The sequence below is a fragment of the Paenibacillus sp. FSL K6-1566 genome, assembly GCF_038050475.1.
GTDB lineage: Bacteria > Bacillota > Bacilli > Paenibacillales > Paenibacillaceae > Paenibacillus_AQ > Paenibacillus_AQ lactis.
In genome coordinates, this window is sequence record NZ_JBBOSR010000001.1 from 6,217,362 (window position 1) to 6,232,861 (window position 15,500).

General features: G+C 56.5%; 11 protein-coding genes. 5 read left to right on the forward strand and 6 right to left on the reverse strand.

Annotation, left to right across the window (positions count from 1 at the left end):
- Positions 1 to 84 precede the first annotated feature (84 nt).
- Positions 85 to 1,002 carry a cysteine synthase A gene (gene cysK, locus NST08_RS27865; RefSeq protein WP_007128901.1) on the reverse strand — a complete coding sequence of 306 codons (918 nt, stop codon included), beginning with the start codon at positions 1,000 to 1,002 and terminating at the stop codon, positions 85 to 87.
- 343 nt (positions 1,003 to 1,345) lie between these two features.
- Between cysK and NST08_RS27870 the strand changes: the two genes are divergently transcribed.
- The 5 genes from NST08_RS27870 (at position 1,346) to NST08_RS27890 (ending at position 7,702) form a co-directional block, all read left to right on the forward strand.
- Positions 1,346 to 2,197: a lipoate--protein ligase family protein gene (locus tag NST08_RS27870; protein WP_007128902.1), complete on the forward strand. Its 852-nt coding sequence runs from the start codon at positions 1,346 to 1,348 to the stop codon at positions 2,195 to 2,197.
- A gap of 286 nt (positions 2,198 to 2,483) precedes the next feature.
- Positions 2,484 to 4,109: a PhoX family protein gene (locus NST08_RS27875; RefSeq protein WP_007128903.1), complete on the forward strand. Its 1,626-nt coding sequence runs from the start codon at positions 2,484 to 2,486 to the stop codon at positions 4,107 to 4,109.
- 27 nt (positions 4,110 to 4,136) lie between these two features.
- Positions 4,137 to 4,364 (forward strand): twin-arginine translocase TatA/TatE family subunit, encoded by a 228-nt coding sequence (gene tatA / locus NST08_RS27880; RefSeq protein WP_007128904.1) that lies wholly within the window; start codon positions 4,137 to 4,139, stop codon positions 4,362 to 4,364.
- Positions 4,300 to 5,094: a twin-arginine translocase subunit TatC gene (tatC, locus tag NST08_RS27885; RefSeq protein WP_276824950.1), complete on the forward strand. Its 795-nt coding sequence runs from the start codon at positions 4,300 to 4,302 to the stop codon at positions 5,092 to 5,094. The genes tatA and tatC overlap by 65 nt, the downstream gene beginning before the upstream one ends.
- A 301-nt stretch (positions 5,095 to 5,395) precedes the next feature.
- Positions 5,396 to 7,702 carry a helix-turn-helix domain-containing protein gene (locus NST08_RS27890; RefSeq protein WP_144879836.1) on the forward strand — a complete coding sequence of 769 codons (2,307 nt, stop codon included), beginning with the start codon at positions 5,396 to 5,398 and terminating at the stop codon, positions 7,700 to 7,702.
- Between the two features lie 198 nt (positions 7,703 to 7,900).
- On the opposite strand, the gene NST08_RS27895 is transcribed toward NST08_RS27890, so the two are convergent.
- The 5 genes from NST08_RS27895 to NST08_RS27915 all read right to left on the reverse strand — a co-directional run bounded on the left by NST08_RS27895 (position 7,901) and on the right by NST08_RS27915 (position 15,429).
- Complete coding sequence (locus NST08_RS27895) at positions 7,901 to 8,935, reverse strand: glycoside hydrolase family 18 protein (protein WP_341342547.1); 1,035 nt, start codon at positions 8,933 to 8,935, stop codon at positions 7,901 to 7,903.
- Positions 8,936 to 8,961: 26 nt separating this feature from the next.
- Positions 8,962 to 11,595, reverse strand: a complete 2,634-nt coding sequence (locus NST08_RS27900) for a transglutaminase domain-containing protein (protein ID WP_341342548.1) — start codon at positions 11,593 to 11,595, stop codon at positions 8,962 to 8,964.
- A gap of 8 nt (positions 11,596 to 11,603) precedes the next feature.
- Positions 11,604 to 12,626 (reverse strand): carbohydrate-binding family 9-like protein, encoded by a 1,023-nt coding sequence (locus tag NST08_RS27905; RefSeq protein WP_341342549.1) that lies wholly within the window; start codon positions 12,624 to 12,626, stop codon positions 11,604 to 11,606.
- Positions 12,627 to 12,690: 64 nt separating this feature from the next.
- Entirely contained in the window at positions 12,691 to 13,977 is a 1,287-nt protein-coding gene (locus NST08_RS27910; protein ID WP_144879840.1) for an alpha-L-fucosidase, read from the reverse strand.
- Between the two features lie 66 nt (positions 13,978 to 14,043).
- Positions 14,044 to 15,429, reverse strand: a complete 1,386-nt coding sequence (locus NST08_RS27915; protein WP_341342550.1) for an alpha-L-fucosidase — start codon at positions 15,427 to 15,429, stop codon at positions 14,044 to 14,046.
- Positions 15,430 to 15,500: the final 71 nt, after the last annotated feature.

Below are 15,500 nucleotides of genomic sequence, written 5' to 3' on the forward strand. Positions count from 1 at the left end.
ATAAAAAAGACAGCTAGAGAGATTTATTGCTCGGCGACATTGTCACGTAAAAGGGGACTCCCGCTGGGAGTCCCCTTTGTCATATCAAAAAATATCCATGCTCAAATACCGTTCGCCCGTGTCCGGCGCAATGCAGACGACCCGCTTTCCTTCGCCCAGCCGCTCGGCGACGCGCATTGCCGCGAATACCGAAGCGCCGGAGGACGGCCCCACAAGGATCCCCTCCTTGCGGGCCAAGTCCCTTGCCGTCTGCAGCGCATCCTCGTCCGCAATCTGAATAATTTCATTATAAATGCCGGTATTCAGAATCTTTGGCACGAACCCCGGACTCGTCCCCACCAGCTTATGAGGACCCGGCTGCCCGCCGGAAAGGACAGGAGAGCCCTTGGGCTCCACGACCGCAATATGCAGGTCCGGCAGATGCCTCCTTAGCTCCTCGCCCGTGCCCGTTACCGTTCCGCCGGTGCCGGCCGTAGCGACAAACGCATCCAACCGTCCTTGGGTCTGCTGCAGAATTTCCGGGGCAGTCGTGGCGCGATGAATATCCGGATTGGCTGCATTCTCAAACTGCTGCGGAATGAAGCTCCCGGGGATCTGCTCCCGCAACTCAAGGGCCTTCGCAATCGAACCCGGCATGCGCTCGCTGCTCGGCGTCAGGACAACCTCGGCCCCGTAGGCCTTTAGCAAATTGATCCGTTCCTTGGACATATTATCCGGCATAATGAGGATGGCGCGATACCCTTTGGCAGCGGCGATCATGGCAAGTCCGATGCCGGTATTTCCGCTGGTCGGCTCGATAATGGTGCCGCCGGGCTTAAGCAGGCCCTTCGTTTCCGCCGTATGAATCAAATTGTAAGCGGCCCGGTCCTTCACGCTGCCGGACGGGTTGAATTTCTCCAGCTTCACATAGATCTCGGCCGCCCCTGGCGGCGCGAGACGCTGAAGCTTTACCATCGGCGTCTCCCCGATCATATCTGCAACGCTTTTATAAATGTTGGCCATGATGCTTCATACTCCTTATATGTTCAAAAATTATATTCAAAAATAATATTCCCGCGGTTTCTGTCATCATTTATCTAACAAAGGTAATAAGCTTACTCGGATTATAGGAGAGTTTCCTCTCGCTTGTCAATGAAGCTGTCTGCTGAGAACGTCCATACCTGACAGCCGCCAAGCCCGCTTTATGGTATGCTGTTCATGAGATTATCCCGATCGGGGATCCGTAATCGCCATACGGCCCCTTGTTTGATCACGGATAAGAGGAAACCTTGTTCACATATGTGGCAACTATAACGAACCGAAGATGGTATATAGCCATTGTACAATAGAGGAGGCGCAAGAAAGCGTGAATACCCCGCTGTCACTGCAACATCAACCGATCCTCCTGCTGGATCGGACCGACGATTTGAATTCAGATGATGTGCTGCTCCATTTTGCATTGGATGAGCTGTTATGCCGGCAGGCCGGAAGCGGCGGTCCTGCCGTGTGTCATTTGTGGCGCCACCCGAGGGCGTTTGTCATGGGCGCTCGAGACAGCCGTCTTCCGCAAGCGCCCGAAGGGGAAACATGGCTCCGCTCCCTTGGCTACGACACTGCCGTCCGCCACTCTGGCGGCGCAGCCGTGCCGCTGGACCCCGGCGTCGTCAATGTGTCCCTGATCGTTCCCTTTCAATCGGCCGGCCCGGCACCGGACTTTCATCAGGATTTCGAGCTGATGGTTGCGCTGATCCGCCAGGCGCTTCAAGGCACGGAACGGCAAGTAGACACCGGCGAAGTCGCAGGCGCCTTTTGCCCGGGAACGTTCGACTTAAGCATCGACGGCCTTAAATTTTGCGGCATCGCCCAGCGGCGGCAGCGGAAGGCTTTCATTGTCCAGGCTTTCGTTATCGCGGAGGGGTCCGGCAGCGAGCGTGCCCGGCTCGTCCGTACCTTTTACGATATCGCAGCCGCAGGCGCCGACCCGAAGCTGTACCCGGTCGTGGAGGATACCAGCACCGCCAGTCTGGAGCAACTGACGGGGATCGGCACGGGCGAAGACGCCGTACACCGCTTTGTCGACGATGTGCGGAACGTGATCCGGAGCTGGCAGGCGGATCAGGATTTGACCGAAGCCGCCGCCTCATTCGCCATGCCGGAGGCCGAGAGCATCCGTACGATGGCCATGCAGATGCGTCAGCGGTATCAGCGAACAGAATAACTTTCTTTTTACAAAAAATTAAAAGCGTTCATCATCCAACTCCCTCCCAATCCGGCAGGGAGTATTCGGCATGCCTGCTCCTCATCGCTCGAGGCGAACGATAGCTTCCTCCCATCCCCTCTTTAATCCCGCCGCAGCTCGCTTACCTCCTTTTGATATTTCCGCACCCGAAATTACTTCTATTTTACAAATCCCCCATGAACGATGATATGGACTTAACATTTCCAGCTTACACTTGTCCTATCGAACATTTAATCATGAGGGGTGGATTAGTTTGAGTAAAACGATGGACCGCAAAACCTTCCTTTCTTATCTGGGCACCGGCGCAACCGCGCTTGCAGCTGCTTCTGCCGGCTTAGGCGTTCTGGAGGGCAAAGCTTCCGCGATGTCGGGAACAGCCAATCATCTGTTCGGATTCAAGACAAACCGCGTCAGCGGATATTTCGATCCGATCGAGCCTACCAAGGCCGACGAGCTCGTCCTGCCGAGAAATTTCAAATACGACGTCATTGCCGCATTCGACGACGTGATCAATCCGGCCGGCGAAAAATTCGGCTCCGGCTGCGATTACAACGCCTTTTTCCCGATCAACGGGTCCAATGTCCGCGGTTTGCTGGTCAATAACCATGAATATTCCACCATCTTCTCGATCGGCCCGGTGAAAGACGGCAAAATGACGGCCGACCAAATCGAGAAAAACTTGTACTATCAAGGCATGTCGGTGATCGAGGTGTACCGTGACGAGAAGGGCGTATGGAAGATGGACACATCCTCCAAGCATGCCCGCCGCATTAACGGTTTCACCAAGTTCGACATTACCGGCCCGGCGCGCGGCATTCCGGCGCTGAAGGGAGCAACGACGGCTACCGGCACATTCGCCAACTGCTCCGGAGGCGTAACCCTCTGGAATACGGTGCTGTCCTGCGAAGAGAATTTCGAGGAAACCGCAAGCATCTCGGGATTGCCGGAAACCCATTACGGCTGGGTCGTCGAGGTCGATCCATTCGATAAATCCTTCCTTAAAAAGCATACGGCGCTCGGAAGATTCAACCACGAGAATACGGCAATGGGTCTTGCGAAAGACGGCCGGGTCGTGGTCTACATGGGCGATGACAAGAAGGATGCCTGCGTGTATAAATTCATCAGCAACGGCAAATACGACAAGAGCAAGGGACGCGCCAACTCCGCCCTGCTGGAGGACGGCACGCTCTACGTAGCCAACCTGAAATCCGGAAAATGGCAGCCGGTTACGCTGGAAGAGGTGCTGAAGGCGGCAGCCGACGCGCCGGAGGTTAAAGGCAAGTTCAAGTCCCAAGGCGATGTCGTCACGTATTGCCAGGAAGCCGCTCGCCTCGTAGGCGGAACGCCGACGGACCGTCCGGAGGATATCGAAATTTCGCCGTTCGACAACACCGTCTTCGTCTGCCATACGAACAATGACAACCACGGCAATATTCATGGCCATATTACGCGGATCTTCGAAGCCGGGAACGATCTGGCAGCCCTCGAGTTCGATTTTGAAATCTTCGCGGCAGGCGGCCGGCAATCGGGCTTCAGCTCCCCGGACAACCTGGCGTTCGATTCCAACGGCGATCTGTGGGTCGTGACGGACATCTCCAGCAGCAGCCAAAATAAAGGCGTGCATAAATCCTTCATGAATAACGGACTGTTCGTTATTCCAACGAGCGGACCGGATCAAGGCAAAGCGCTGCAGTTCGCCTCCGGCCCGGTGGAATGCGAGCTGACAGGCCCGTTCTTCTCGCCGGACGAGCAGACGCTCTTCCTGTCTGTACAGCATCCGGGCGAGAACACGGAGGATCTGAGCAAGCCGACCAGCACCTGGCCGCACCGCTCGGGAGAGAACATGGCGCGCTGCGCAGTAGTCGCCATCAGCGGCTTCAAGCTGGACTAATCTCAACTATAGATAGGAGCGATAGTCATGCCGTTTGGCAATATCGGAATCGGTGGCTTAATCTTGATTTTAATTATCGCCTTGATCATCTTCGGGCCTTCCAAGCTACCTGAGCTGGGACGGGCATTCGGCAGAACCCTGAGCGAATTCAAAGGCGCAACCCGGGGCTTGGTGAACGGGGATGAAGAGAATGAGGACGGGAAGAAAGACGATGCTCCTAAAGCGGCTGCTGCAGCGGGCAAGCAAGGCAGCTAACCCGAACGACCAGAGCGCGATCGAGCATCTCGAGGAAATGCGGAGGCGCCTGATCCGCACCCTGATCGCGTTCCTCGTTGCGATGGTGGCCGCCTTTATCTACGTCGAGGAGATTTACCGCTGGCTGGTTCGGGATATGGACGAGAAGCTTGTGCTTCTCGGTCCTTCCGAGGTCATGTGGGTCTACATGATCATCGCCGGCGTCGTGGCGCTGGCCGTCACGCTTCCGGTTGCGGCCTATCAGGTCTGGAAGTTCGTGCAGCCTGCGCTGCCGGATGGCGCCCAGCGCTCCGCGCTGCTCCTCATCCCGGTCATTAGCGTGCTGTTCATTGTCGGGCTCGTCTTCGGCTACTTCGTGCTGTTTCCGATGGTGCTGCAGTTCATGCAGCGGATGGCGGAAGGCCAATTCGAGACGATGTACACGGCTCAGCGGTATTTCACCTTCATGATTCATATGACCGTCCCGTTCGGATTCCTGTTCGAAATGCCGGCCATTGTCGTATTTCTTACCAAGCTTGGCATCGTGAATCCGCTTCGGCTGGCCAAGATGCGCAAGGCAGCCTACTTTCTGCTCTGCATCGTAGCCGTAACGATCACACCGCCGGATATCATGTCCGACCTGATCGTGATCGTCCCGCTGTTTCTGCTGTATGAGATCAGCGTATCGATCTCCAAAGTCGTTTACCGCAAGCAGCTGCAATTATCGCCTGCAAGCGGAGGCACATCCTGATCCTTCAGCTCCCCCTTGAAGGATGATACCCATGGAACCCGCGAATCTGCTCCCTTACCTAAGTAAGCGGCAGACTCGCGGTTTTTTTCGTATTCGCTCCGCCCAGACAAGTTTATTTTCCCCTTTCTCTGTAGCTTCTGGAAAGAATCCATCAAAACTTTTAAATGATGCATTGATTTATGAGGCAAGTTCTCCTAGTATTTTTAATAGATCATTTAACGGCTCGGCAATCCGGCAATTGCTTCGCTGTCTTTATGATAGCGCTATCACGGTGCTATTAAATAACGGGAGGCCTGCAAATATGAAATGGAATCACTTCAAGTCCAAGCTTTTGGTTAAGTATACACTCTCATATATATCCATTTTCCTGATCCCTCTTGTTATTTTGACCGTCATCATTTATCACAACGCCGTTAAGACCTTACGATCGGAAATTGAGCAGACCAACGTCAATCAGCTGACCCAGGCCAAAACCGTCATCGACGACCGTATGAAGGAGCTGCAGGATATCGCATTCCGTATCGCCTACGACGAACAGTTGACGCGTTATTGGACGCACCATCCGTATTACAGCCGGGAATCGATTGGCGCCCTGGTCAAATATAAAGCCACCAGCTCGATTATCGATGAGCTGTTCCTGTTCTTTCGCGGGGATAATAATATCTATTCTTCCCAAGGTCTGGAGAACCTCGACGTGTTCACCGGCCGCTACAAATTCAACACCTGGAACAAGGAGGATCTGATCCGGGACTTGAATACCGTGCGCCTCCCGACGATGCGCCCGGCGGAGCAGGTCATCCAGGGCACCCGGGGGCAGAAATCCATGCTGGCCTATCTTGTGCCGATCGCCCCGAACAACACCCCTGCCCATGGAACCGTCATGTATTTGATCCATGAATCCAATTTGACGGGCTTGATCGATTCCATCTTGACCGATTACCATGGCATGACCTATATATTCGATAATAACGGCCAGGTGCTGGCCGCCAATCATCACGGTGACACCATTACGAAGAACGACGTAAAAGCGCTGTTTCAATTGGAGCCCGGTACGCACAGCCTGTCCCTGAACGGAGAGACCCATTCGGTGGTTTCCGTCAAATCGGATGACGGCTGGACGTATGTTACAGCTATGCCCAGCAGCCAGTTTTTCAGCCGCATCGTCCACATTCGGACCTTTGTTGTATTGGTGTTCTCGTTCGTTGTCATCATGGGTACCGTCCTTGCGATTTTACTGGCCCGGAGGCAGTACCACCCGATCTCCGATCTGATGGAGTTCGTGCGCTTGAGAAATGTCCGCAGCCTCTCCGAGCCCCCCTCCCAGACCAACGAGCTGGACTGGATCAAGAAGACGCTGCATGACTACAGCAAGCGCGTTGACCTTCAGGAGCCTTACGCGCGCAACCATATTCTGCTGATGCTGCTGAAGCACGGACATACCGGGGAATTGCCGTCCGACCTGAAGGAGCAGCTCGGCATCCGCTTCAACCGCTCCCATTATTTCGTCGTTACGATGGGCTGGGAGACGCATGCCCTGCCCGAAGCGGATCCATCAGGCGGCTGGCCGCTGATGCAGCTGATGAACGAGGTCGAGCTGCCGGAGCTGACCGCCCATGCGTACGGAGTGGAGCTGCCGCAGCCTGACCGGCTTGCGCTCATCGTCGGATTCAATGCCGATACCGGGCATGAGGCCAGCCTGAACGGCATCATGGAAGCGATCGTGGAGGCGCTCCGGTCGATGGTTATGGAGCACGCCGGCAGCCCGCCTGTCATCGGGACCGGCAACCGCTACAGTCATCCGGAGCAGCTGAACCAGTCCTACATTGAGGCTTCCACCGCATTTGAGGCCTCCATGCTTCACGGTCAGGGCAGCACCACCTTCTTCCATGCGCTCTCCGGAGCGAAGGATTCCTCCTCCTTCTGGGTGCCGAAGGACGTGCTTCTTAAGCTTGATCAGAGCTTGAAGCAGGGCAGCTACGACGTGGCTGCCCGGATGATCTCCACCGCGCTGGACAGCTTGAAGGAGGAAATGCCGTCGGTGCCGCTGCTGCGCTGCATCTGCTTCGACATTTTGAATACGCTGCTGAAGACGGCCTCGGAGCTCGGCATGCACCATGTCGTTCAAGAGCTTCCGAGAATCACATCGTACGACTCCCTGGAGGACCTGGAGAAGAAGCTCGCCGGTCTCGCCGCCGACATCTGTACCCATGTCGAGGCGAAGAGCGAGACGGAAGAAAGCTCCTTGATGGACGAAATCGTAAGCTATATCGATGCGAACTATTCGGATTATGACCTTAGCCTGGGAACGATCTCATCGAAATTTTCGATCTCCTCGTCCTATTTCAGCCGCTCCTTCAAGGAGAAGGTCGGGGTGAACTTCACCCAATATATCTGGCAGAAACGGATGGACGAAGTCATCCGGCAGCTGCTGCATACATCCGATCCGTTGAAGGACATTATTTCGCGGGTCGGCTACCTGGATACGCCGAACTTCATCCGCAAATTCAAGAAGGAAACCGGCTATACGCCGGGACAATACCGTAAAATGCACAGCCAGAATGGAAGTGCCGACGCCTCGGATGATGAGGATGAGGAATATATCGGGTAGCCGGTTGCTGCCTGCATGCACTACAAACAAAACCTCCCCTGAAGCTCGTAAGCTTAGGGGAGGTTTTGTTTGTGCTCATATGTCCAAGGAGCCATCCAGGTATCCCTGGATTCGCAACGCGCACATTGGGCAGTGCCGTCTATCTTGGTATTACGGAGCCTTCTGTACGGCCTATTCGATTGCTCGGGAACGGGCCGATTATTTGCTCCCCAGACCTTGATGCATCGCATCCAGCAAGCGTCCGGTTTTGTCGCAGCCGTATTCCCAGAACATGATGCCCGCCAGGCCTTCGTCCCGGACATAGCCGCATTTGCGGCCGATCGACTCCTCATCGTCGTAGGAAATCAGACACGAGCCGTTAAATAAAAACGGCGCGCACGCCTCGTCGTCCCAGTACCGGACATAGCCGTTCTTGTCGATGTAATCGGCGGCAAGCTCGGCGTAGCCTGGCCCGTAGCCGCCCGTGGTACCGGCCATCTGGTGCAGTCCCCGGTTGCGGTCCGGAACCTCGCGCCACATGCGGGAATAGAACGCTGCCCCGATCACGATTTTCTCCTTCGGCACGCCGGCGCGCACGAACAGATTCACGGAAGCATCGACGCTGATCCGGAACAGATCGCCGGACGGCGTATACAGATTCGTATGATGCCCGGTGAGAATCTGAAAGCCGCCGCGCATGTCATATGTCATCAGCTGGACGAAATCCAGGTACTGTTGAACCTGGTCCATCTCAGTGCCATCCACATAATATTGGTCGGCTCCCGCCGCGATCGTCAGCAGATAATGGCGGCCATCGCGCTCGCCCTTGGCATCCAGCGCTTCGCGGATCGCCTTCAGCAGCAGCGTGAAATTCCGCTTGTCGTCCGGGCTCGAAGCAATGCCGGCTTCGCCGTAGCAAGGATATTCCCAATCAAGATCAATCCCGTCAAACGGATGCGATTCCAGCACCCGGACGGCCGAAGCCGCCATGCGGCTTCTTCCTTCTTCGGTGGAGGCCGCTTCGGAGAATCCCCCTGCGCTCCAGCCGCCGACGGACAGGAGCACCGTAAGGCTTGGATGATCCCGCTTCATGGCATGCAGAACCTCCGCGTTCTTCAAATGCTCTGTCGTAATTTCATCATTCCGAACATGGCCGAAAGCCACGTTCAGATGGGTCAGCTTCAATAAATCCTCCCGCTTCATCTCGGGAAGAACGGCATCAACGGCATAGCCAGCCACAATATATTGCTTCATGTTCCTTCGCCCTCCAGCTCTCCATTTTAAGAGGATATTCCCGACAGTATGCGCAGCGCTTCCTTGCCCGTACCGATCTTATAGCCTGAAGCCGTATACCGGATCTGGTCCTGACTGTCCAGCACAAACAGATGCGGAAATCCGGCTTCGCGGGCCGGCGATTTCGAGATGAAATCAGGCAGGGCCGAGTAGCTGGCGTCACGCGCAAACACCGTGCGCTGCGGCAGCTTCGGATAGCTGGCAGGATCGAACGAAGCGGTCCATTCCTTCTCTCCGATCACCAGGACAATCGGAACGTTAAGCTGATCCAGCGACTCCGCCAGCTCACTCAATTCGCGGAGCAGATGCTTCGTCGGCTCGCGCTCCGGCTCAAGCCAAGCGGCTATCGCGCCTTCGGCACCCAACAGGTCTCCCATAAGCACAGCCTTTCCATCAAGCAGGGTGAGCCCATGCTCGCGCGTAAGCGTGCCGAGCACCGGAATCTCTTCCCGGGTGTCGCGGAACGTCAAGGATACCGCAGCGGTTCCGTCTGCACGGACTGTAAAATAGGTGAAGCGCACTCGAACCGTGCCGTCCTTGAGACGGACACCGGTCGTTAAGCGATAAGCCCCTGCCTCGACCTCGAACGGATCATCATATACGTTAGACATGCCGTATGGATAAATCAGCGTCTTATATACGCCGTTCGTAAGGCGGGCGAGCGAAAAGTTCTCGCCGTAGGAGGCGGACGGCGCGTCCTGTCCGGCATTCGAATCCTTTAACAGACGCAAGAGACCCCATCCGCCGGCTTCCTGATTCGCCTCACGATCAGCGCTGCCGGCAGCGTCCGGCTGCAGCGAAGCCTCTCCCCAAGCGCCGTTATGCCAATACTGCGGCTTCTGCTCGCTCGGGTGCAGCCGCGCCGGGATGCCCAAGCTGCGGCAGACGGCGACGAACAGAATGTCCAGCGACTCCGAATCGCCCTTCCGCAATCGGAAGGTGCCTGCCGGGTTGCCTTTCCCCTTCAGATTAGGAAGGTCCTCCCACAGCTCGAAGCCATCCGCCAGGCGGTCTGCAAGCTTCGCCGGCGTTTCTCGGAAGGCTGCGATCTCTTCAGGAGTAAAGGCCCCCTTGAACAAACGGCGATACGGAACAAGCATTTCAAACGATACGCGCGGACAGAGAATGTATGGGACGAACAGCTCCTCCGCCCAGCTCCCTTGATGCTCCATCGCACCGGTCAGATGATCGTTCAGCGTAGGACGGAAGGTATCGATCAGGTCCTTCTCGTTCAGAGATTCCAAGAGCCGCAGCGGCCACTCGCCAAACTCCCCAGACTGCTCTTCAAGGAAAGCGGCAATCTCTCTGCTGTTGCCCCGGGCTTTATGCAGGACGTCCCACACCCGCTCCGGCGGCAGCCCGAGTCCGCGGGCGATGCTCTCCGCCTCCTCGGCTTTCAGGAAGGTATCCTCGTATTCGGTCCGGATCCTCGTCCCTTCCTCCAATCGGCGGTTATGTCGTTCCAGCTCCTCCTCGGACGGCTGTTCATCGGCATCCCCCTGAGCTTCGGGAGGAGGAACCGTATCGAAATCAACGGTACCGACCGGCTGCGCGGCTTCGGCGACCACGATTTGCACCTGCTCTCCGTCCCCGGCGCCCAGCTTATGCTCGCCCCAAGCGCCGTCTTTCACGACACGGATCAGCACGTCGCCATAGCCTGTCTTGAACGAAGCTTCCCCCTGCTCATTGGTCGGCAGAATCGCAATCGGATACAGCTCCGCCATGTTATACAGCTCGAAACGCACCTTCGCGCCGGCCACCGGTGCCCCGTTGTTATCCTTGACTTTGACATGGATCGTGCGTGTTCTTGCATAATTCTCGAGCAGATTGATCTCGGTGAACCACTTATCGGCCAGCGTAATATCCTCCGGTCCCGGATAATCGGCGAAAATCCGGGTGTTAATCAGCATCGCCCGCCGTGCGGGCGGACTGAACCAGCCTTGATTCAGGCGGGCTTCCGGCTCGCATGCGCCGATGTAATACCACTGCCCGTCGGCCCATGCCTCCACCCAGGCATGATTGCTGTCGCAATGGGCCCAGCGCGGCGTATATACCTGACGGGCCGGGATGCCGATGCTGCGCAGGGCGGCTACCGCGAGCGTGGATTCCTCGCCGCAGCGTCCGCGCGCGTTCCGGATCATCGTCAGCGGCGATATCGTCCGCAGGTCGCTCCCGATGTACGTTGCATTCTCATGGCACCAGTAATTGGTCTCGAGAATGGCATCCTTCATCGATAACCGCGAAGTTCGCTCTGCCAGCGCATCATATAGAATGCCGCGGGAATCCTCGATATTTTCCGTGTTGACGCGGTAAGGCAGCACGAAGTGCAGGAATAGATGATCCGGCACTCGATTTCCCCAAGGCACCTGCTTTCGGATCGCCAGCGTCCGGCGCACATGGCTGAGGAACAGCTCCCCGTCGTAATCGGCCATGTCGTTCACCGGCATGTAGGCGTATAGATACTTCAAAGCCCACGTTTCCTCTTCGGTCAGCTCTTGGTCAAATATGCCGAACAGCTCCTGCTTTCTGGCCTCACCCAGGATCAGCTTCTCTTTGAATTTCGCCTCGATGGTCTCCCGCATATCGGGTTCCAATGAAAATGCGGAGGTTTGAATGGTCATATCGGCTTTCACTCCTTCCACAGCTTCCCGTCTTCCCGTATACAGATCACGGCACTGCCGTCCGAGGACGGTGCGGTGATCTGGAACAGGCCGCGGGTCGTTTCGATGACGGGCTCGATGCTCCATGAATCCTCGCCCATCAGCAGCTTCAAATCCTTTGTGAATTCGCCATGCGCTTCGTAATAATTGCGCTCGCGGTAATAGAGCTTGCGGAGCTCCCATTTGATCCGCTCGTCTTTTGGCAATTCAAAGCCCGAGCCCGCTTCGCCCTCCGCGAAGACGACGTAGCCCCACAGCTCCGGATAATGCATATTGATGATGCCCATCGGCGACCAGACCCAGTTGTCCTCCGGGTATGGCTTGCCTGTCTCCGGATTGAGCACCTTGCGGTATTCGCCGTCCTGCACCTCTGTCCGCCATTCCACGCGGGAGAAGTTAACGCGCCAGAATTCACCCGGCACCGGCGGACGCCCCTCCTTCGCGCATTCCCGCAGACTGCTCCAAGGCATCGCCACTTCCACGCTCCACTTCCGGTTATCCGCCCCGGGACGGTTCAGCTCTCCGTCGATATGCACGGCGGTCTTTAGCCCTGCGATATCCCAGCCGTTGACCGGAGGCCCGCCGTCCCGGTACGGCTTGACCAGCAGCAGATCCCATACGGTATTCAGCGCATTGATTTCGAACTCGTAATATTGATGACTATCCCCGTCCGGATCGATAAAAATCTCAAAATCATTGTCGTAAAAGATCACCGAGTCCCGCTCGGTCAGCGTTGCCCAGATCTGATCCTCGATCAGCTCCGCCGCGAAGTAGAAATACTCGTCATCCCACAGCATTTTGACCCGGGTCCGCTTTTCGGGCTTCGGCCTAAGATCCCCCTCGATATCCACGAAATCCTCGGTCCATTCCGCCGCTTCCCAGAACGGCTTATCGATCCGTCCATCCAGCTCAAGGGGCTCCTTCGCACGACGGCATATGTAATGTTTCGGAGCATATTCGATCTGCGGCTCCGGCACTCCGCTTCGGTTCATTTCATTCCCTCCGTTTGACCCGGGAGGAGGCGCCGGCTGCATAACCCGCCCTCCCGGCGATTGTTTAGTTATGGGTGACAACGGCTCCGGAGCCGCCGTACATCTCCAGCTCTTCGTCAAACTCAAGTTTCAGCACCGTTACCTGTTCATGAGCATCTTCCGGAGTCATATGGATCCAGGTCGTTCCCGGAATGTTGAACCATGGCACCCCGCCATGAATTTCGTGGGTCAGCTCCTTGCCCGAATGCAGCACCGTAATCCTCTTGATCGGGTTGCAAAGACCTTTCAGGCATACATTCTCCTTCGGATCGTCATAGACGAACAGGTACAGCGTCTTGCGGTCTTTCGAAATGGTGCTTCCCCCTAGATAATAACGGGTCATGATGCCTTCCCCGGTTCCGAATACGGCCTCTTCATGCGTCCGGATCCAGTCGCCCAGACCGAGCAGAATGTCCTCCTGCCGCTTGTCGATCGTGCCGTCTTCCCGCGGGCCGATATCGAGCAGCATATTGCCGCCCATCGAAATGCAATCGCAGAACATCCGAATGATCTGATTCAGCGATTTGTACTTGTGATCCGTCGGCACGTAGCCCCAGGATGTATTGATGGTCGTGCAGAATTCCCACGGCCCCTCCGGCCTCGTGATCGGAATGCCCTGCTCCGGCGTCTTGTAATCGCCATGCCCCTGAAGCCTTGAATTGATGATCAGATCCGGATTAAAGGACTTTAAATAATCCTTGAATGCCGGCAGGTTCCACTGCTCGGCGCTGCGCTCCCAGTCCCCGTCGAACCACAGCAGGTCCACCTTCCCGTAATTCGTCAGAATCTCGCGCAGCTGCTGATTGTTAAATTCAAGGAACCTCTGCCACCTCTCCTCATCCTGAACGCCGTCCACCGGGCTAGAGAACCGGTTGACGCTCCCGAGGTCTTCCGGAACGCGGCCTCCTTCATACACGGTCGGATAGTCCGGATGCGACCAGTCGATCAGCGAATAATACATCCCGAGCCGAAGCCCCCGCTTCGTCACCGCTTCGGCATATTCCTTGATAATATCCCGCTTCGCAGGCGTCCGCTTGACCACATTCAAGTCGCTGTACTGCGTATCCCACAATGCAACGCCGTCATGGTGCTTTGTCGTCAGCACCGCATATTTCGCGCCGGATTTCTCGATCAGATCCGCCCAAGCCTCGGCATCGAATTTCGATGCCGTAAAGCCGTCCAGCTGTTTCATATAATCCTCATAGCTGATCCTTCCGTTATAGAAGGACCAGGATTCGGAGACCCCGTCCACCGCGTAGATGCCGTAGTGGATAAAGATCCCCAGCTTCGCCTCCTCAAACCATGGCTGCATATTGTCCGCACCTTTCTCCGATGTACTTGTAGCTTTCTTAAGCTTCCCGAGCTGTCGGCCTATCCCTTAACGGATCCGGAACACATGAGCGATCGGTGCCGCCCCATGCAGCTCCCTCTCCGGCAGCCGTACCGCGATTCCGTTCTCCGTCCGGCGGTAATCCAGCATCTCCTGGCCGCCGATCAGGTCGATACGGTTCGGCTCTGTCTGAAGCGGAAGATGCACTTCCCCGGCAACCTCCTCCTGCTCGTCCTTGTACAGATAGAAGGCGTACGTTGTGTCCCCTTTTTGAGTAAAATGCACGTTCTGTACGGAATACGGCTCGCAGGTCCGCGTACCATAGATGGCATCGCCGTATACCTTCAGCCATTCGCCCATGCCCTTCATCCGTGAGATCGCCGTCTCCGGCAGCCTTCCGTCCGGCTGGGGCCCGATGTTGAGCGCCAGGTTGCCGCCCTTGGCCACGATCTCCACGAGCAGATGGATCAGCTGGCGCACCGATTTATAACGGTCCTCATACCGGAAGGAGAACGACGTTCCCATCGTGATGCAGCTCTCCCAAGGAACGTGCAGGGCACGCTCAGGCAGCGTCTGCTCCGGCGTAATGAGATTCTCGTAAGGCCCGCCTACCGTCCGGTCCGCCGACAAAAGCCACGGCTGAATCTCGCGCGCTTTCTCCACGACCTCGCCCAGCCGAATGTTCTGATCCCGATAATCATTCACCCAGCCGGCGTCAAGCCACAGCACGTCAATCCGTCCATATCTTGTCATGAGCTCCATGATTTGCTGATGCGTGAACTGAACGAATTGCTCCCATAACCAAGGGTATTCCTTCGGGTTATAGCTAGGCCCCCGCGACGTGAAGCTGCCGGCTTCCATGCCGGGTGCCCAGTAGTAAGGCGTATGCCAATCGGCTTTGGAGAAGTAGGCGGAGATGCCAAGCCCCCTTGCCCGGAACGCATCGAACAGATTCTTGGTAATATCGGCGTATTTATGCCGATGGAACGGACAATCCGGGCCCGTGATCCGGTAATCGGTCGTATGGGTATCCCACATGCAGAAGCCGTCATGATGCTTCGTCGTAAAATTCAAATATTTGAAGCCGTTATCGGCGGCCAGGTCCGCCCACAGGTCCGGCTGGAAGCGCAGCGGATTGAACGTTTTATTCAAGTCAAAATACTGCCGCTTGAGCTCCTCCGCGTCGATGTCCCAGTCAATTCCGTCACGCGACCATTCCGCATCCTTATCGCTCAGCGCCCAGGATTCAACGAGCCCCAGCTGGGAATAAGGGCCCCAGTGCATCATGAGCCCCAGCTTCTGGTCCTTAAACCATTCAAGACGCTCCAGCAGCAGCGGATCCTCCGGCTTGACCCATTTGTCTTCACTGCTGTAATTGTGGACGCCTGCCTCCACGACCGGCTGCTCTTCTTCGATCAGCTTGTTCTCCGACATGTTAATACCTCCGAGTAGGTTGATTGTTCGTCACCGGGCGATTCGCTTCGGGCGGTCCGCAAGCCGCTCGC

Coding starts and splice junctions, on each gene's coding strand:
- NST08_RS27915 (WP_341342550.1), bottom strand. CDS start 15,429: ATGTCGGAGAACAAGCTGATCGAAGAAGAGCAGCCGGTCGTGGAGGCA.
- NST08_RS27900 (WP_341342548.1), bottom strand. CDS start 11,595: ATGACCATTCAAACCTCCGCATTTTCATTGGAACCCGATATGCGGGAG.
- NST08_RS27875 (WP_007128903.1), top strand. CDS start 2,484: ATGGACCGCAAAACCTTCCTTTCTTATCTGGGCACCGGCGCAACCGCG.
- cysK (WP_007128901.1), bottom strand. CDS start 1,002: ATGGCCAACATTTATAAAAGCGTTGCAGATATGATCGGGGAGACGCCG.
- NST08_RS27910 (WP_144879840.1), bottom strand. CDS start 13,977: ATGCAGCCATGGTTTGAGGAGGCGAAGCTGGGGATCTTTATCCACTAC.
- NST08_RS27895 (WP_341342547.1), bottom strand. CDS start 8,935: ATGAAGCAATATATTGTGGCTGGCTATGCCGTTGATGCCGTTCTTCCC.
- NST08_RS27905 (WP_341342549.1), bottom strand. CDS start 12,626: ATGAACCGAAGCGGAGTGCCGGAGCCGCAGATCGAATATGCTCCGAAA.
- tatC (WP_276824950.1), top strand. CDS start 4,300: ATGAGGACGGGAAGAAAGACGATGCTCCTAAAGCGGCTGCTGCAGCGG.
- NST08_RS27890 (WP_144879836.1), top strand. CDS start 5,396: ATGAAATGGAATCACTTCAAGTCCAAGCTTTTGGTTAAGTATACACTC.
- tatA (WP_007128904.1), top strand. CDS start 4,137: ATGCCGTTTGGCAATATCGGAATCGGTGGCTTAATCTTGATTTTAATT.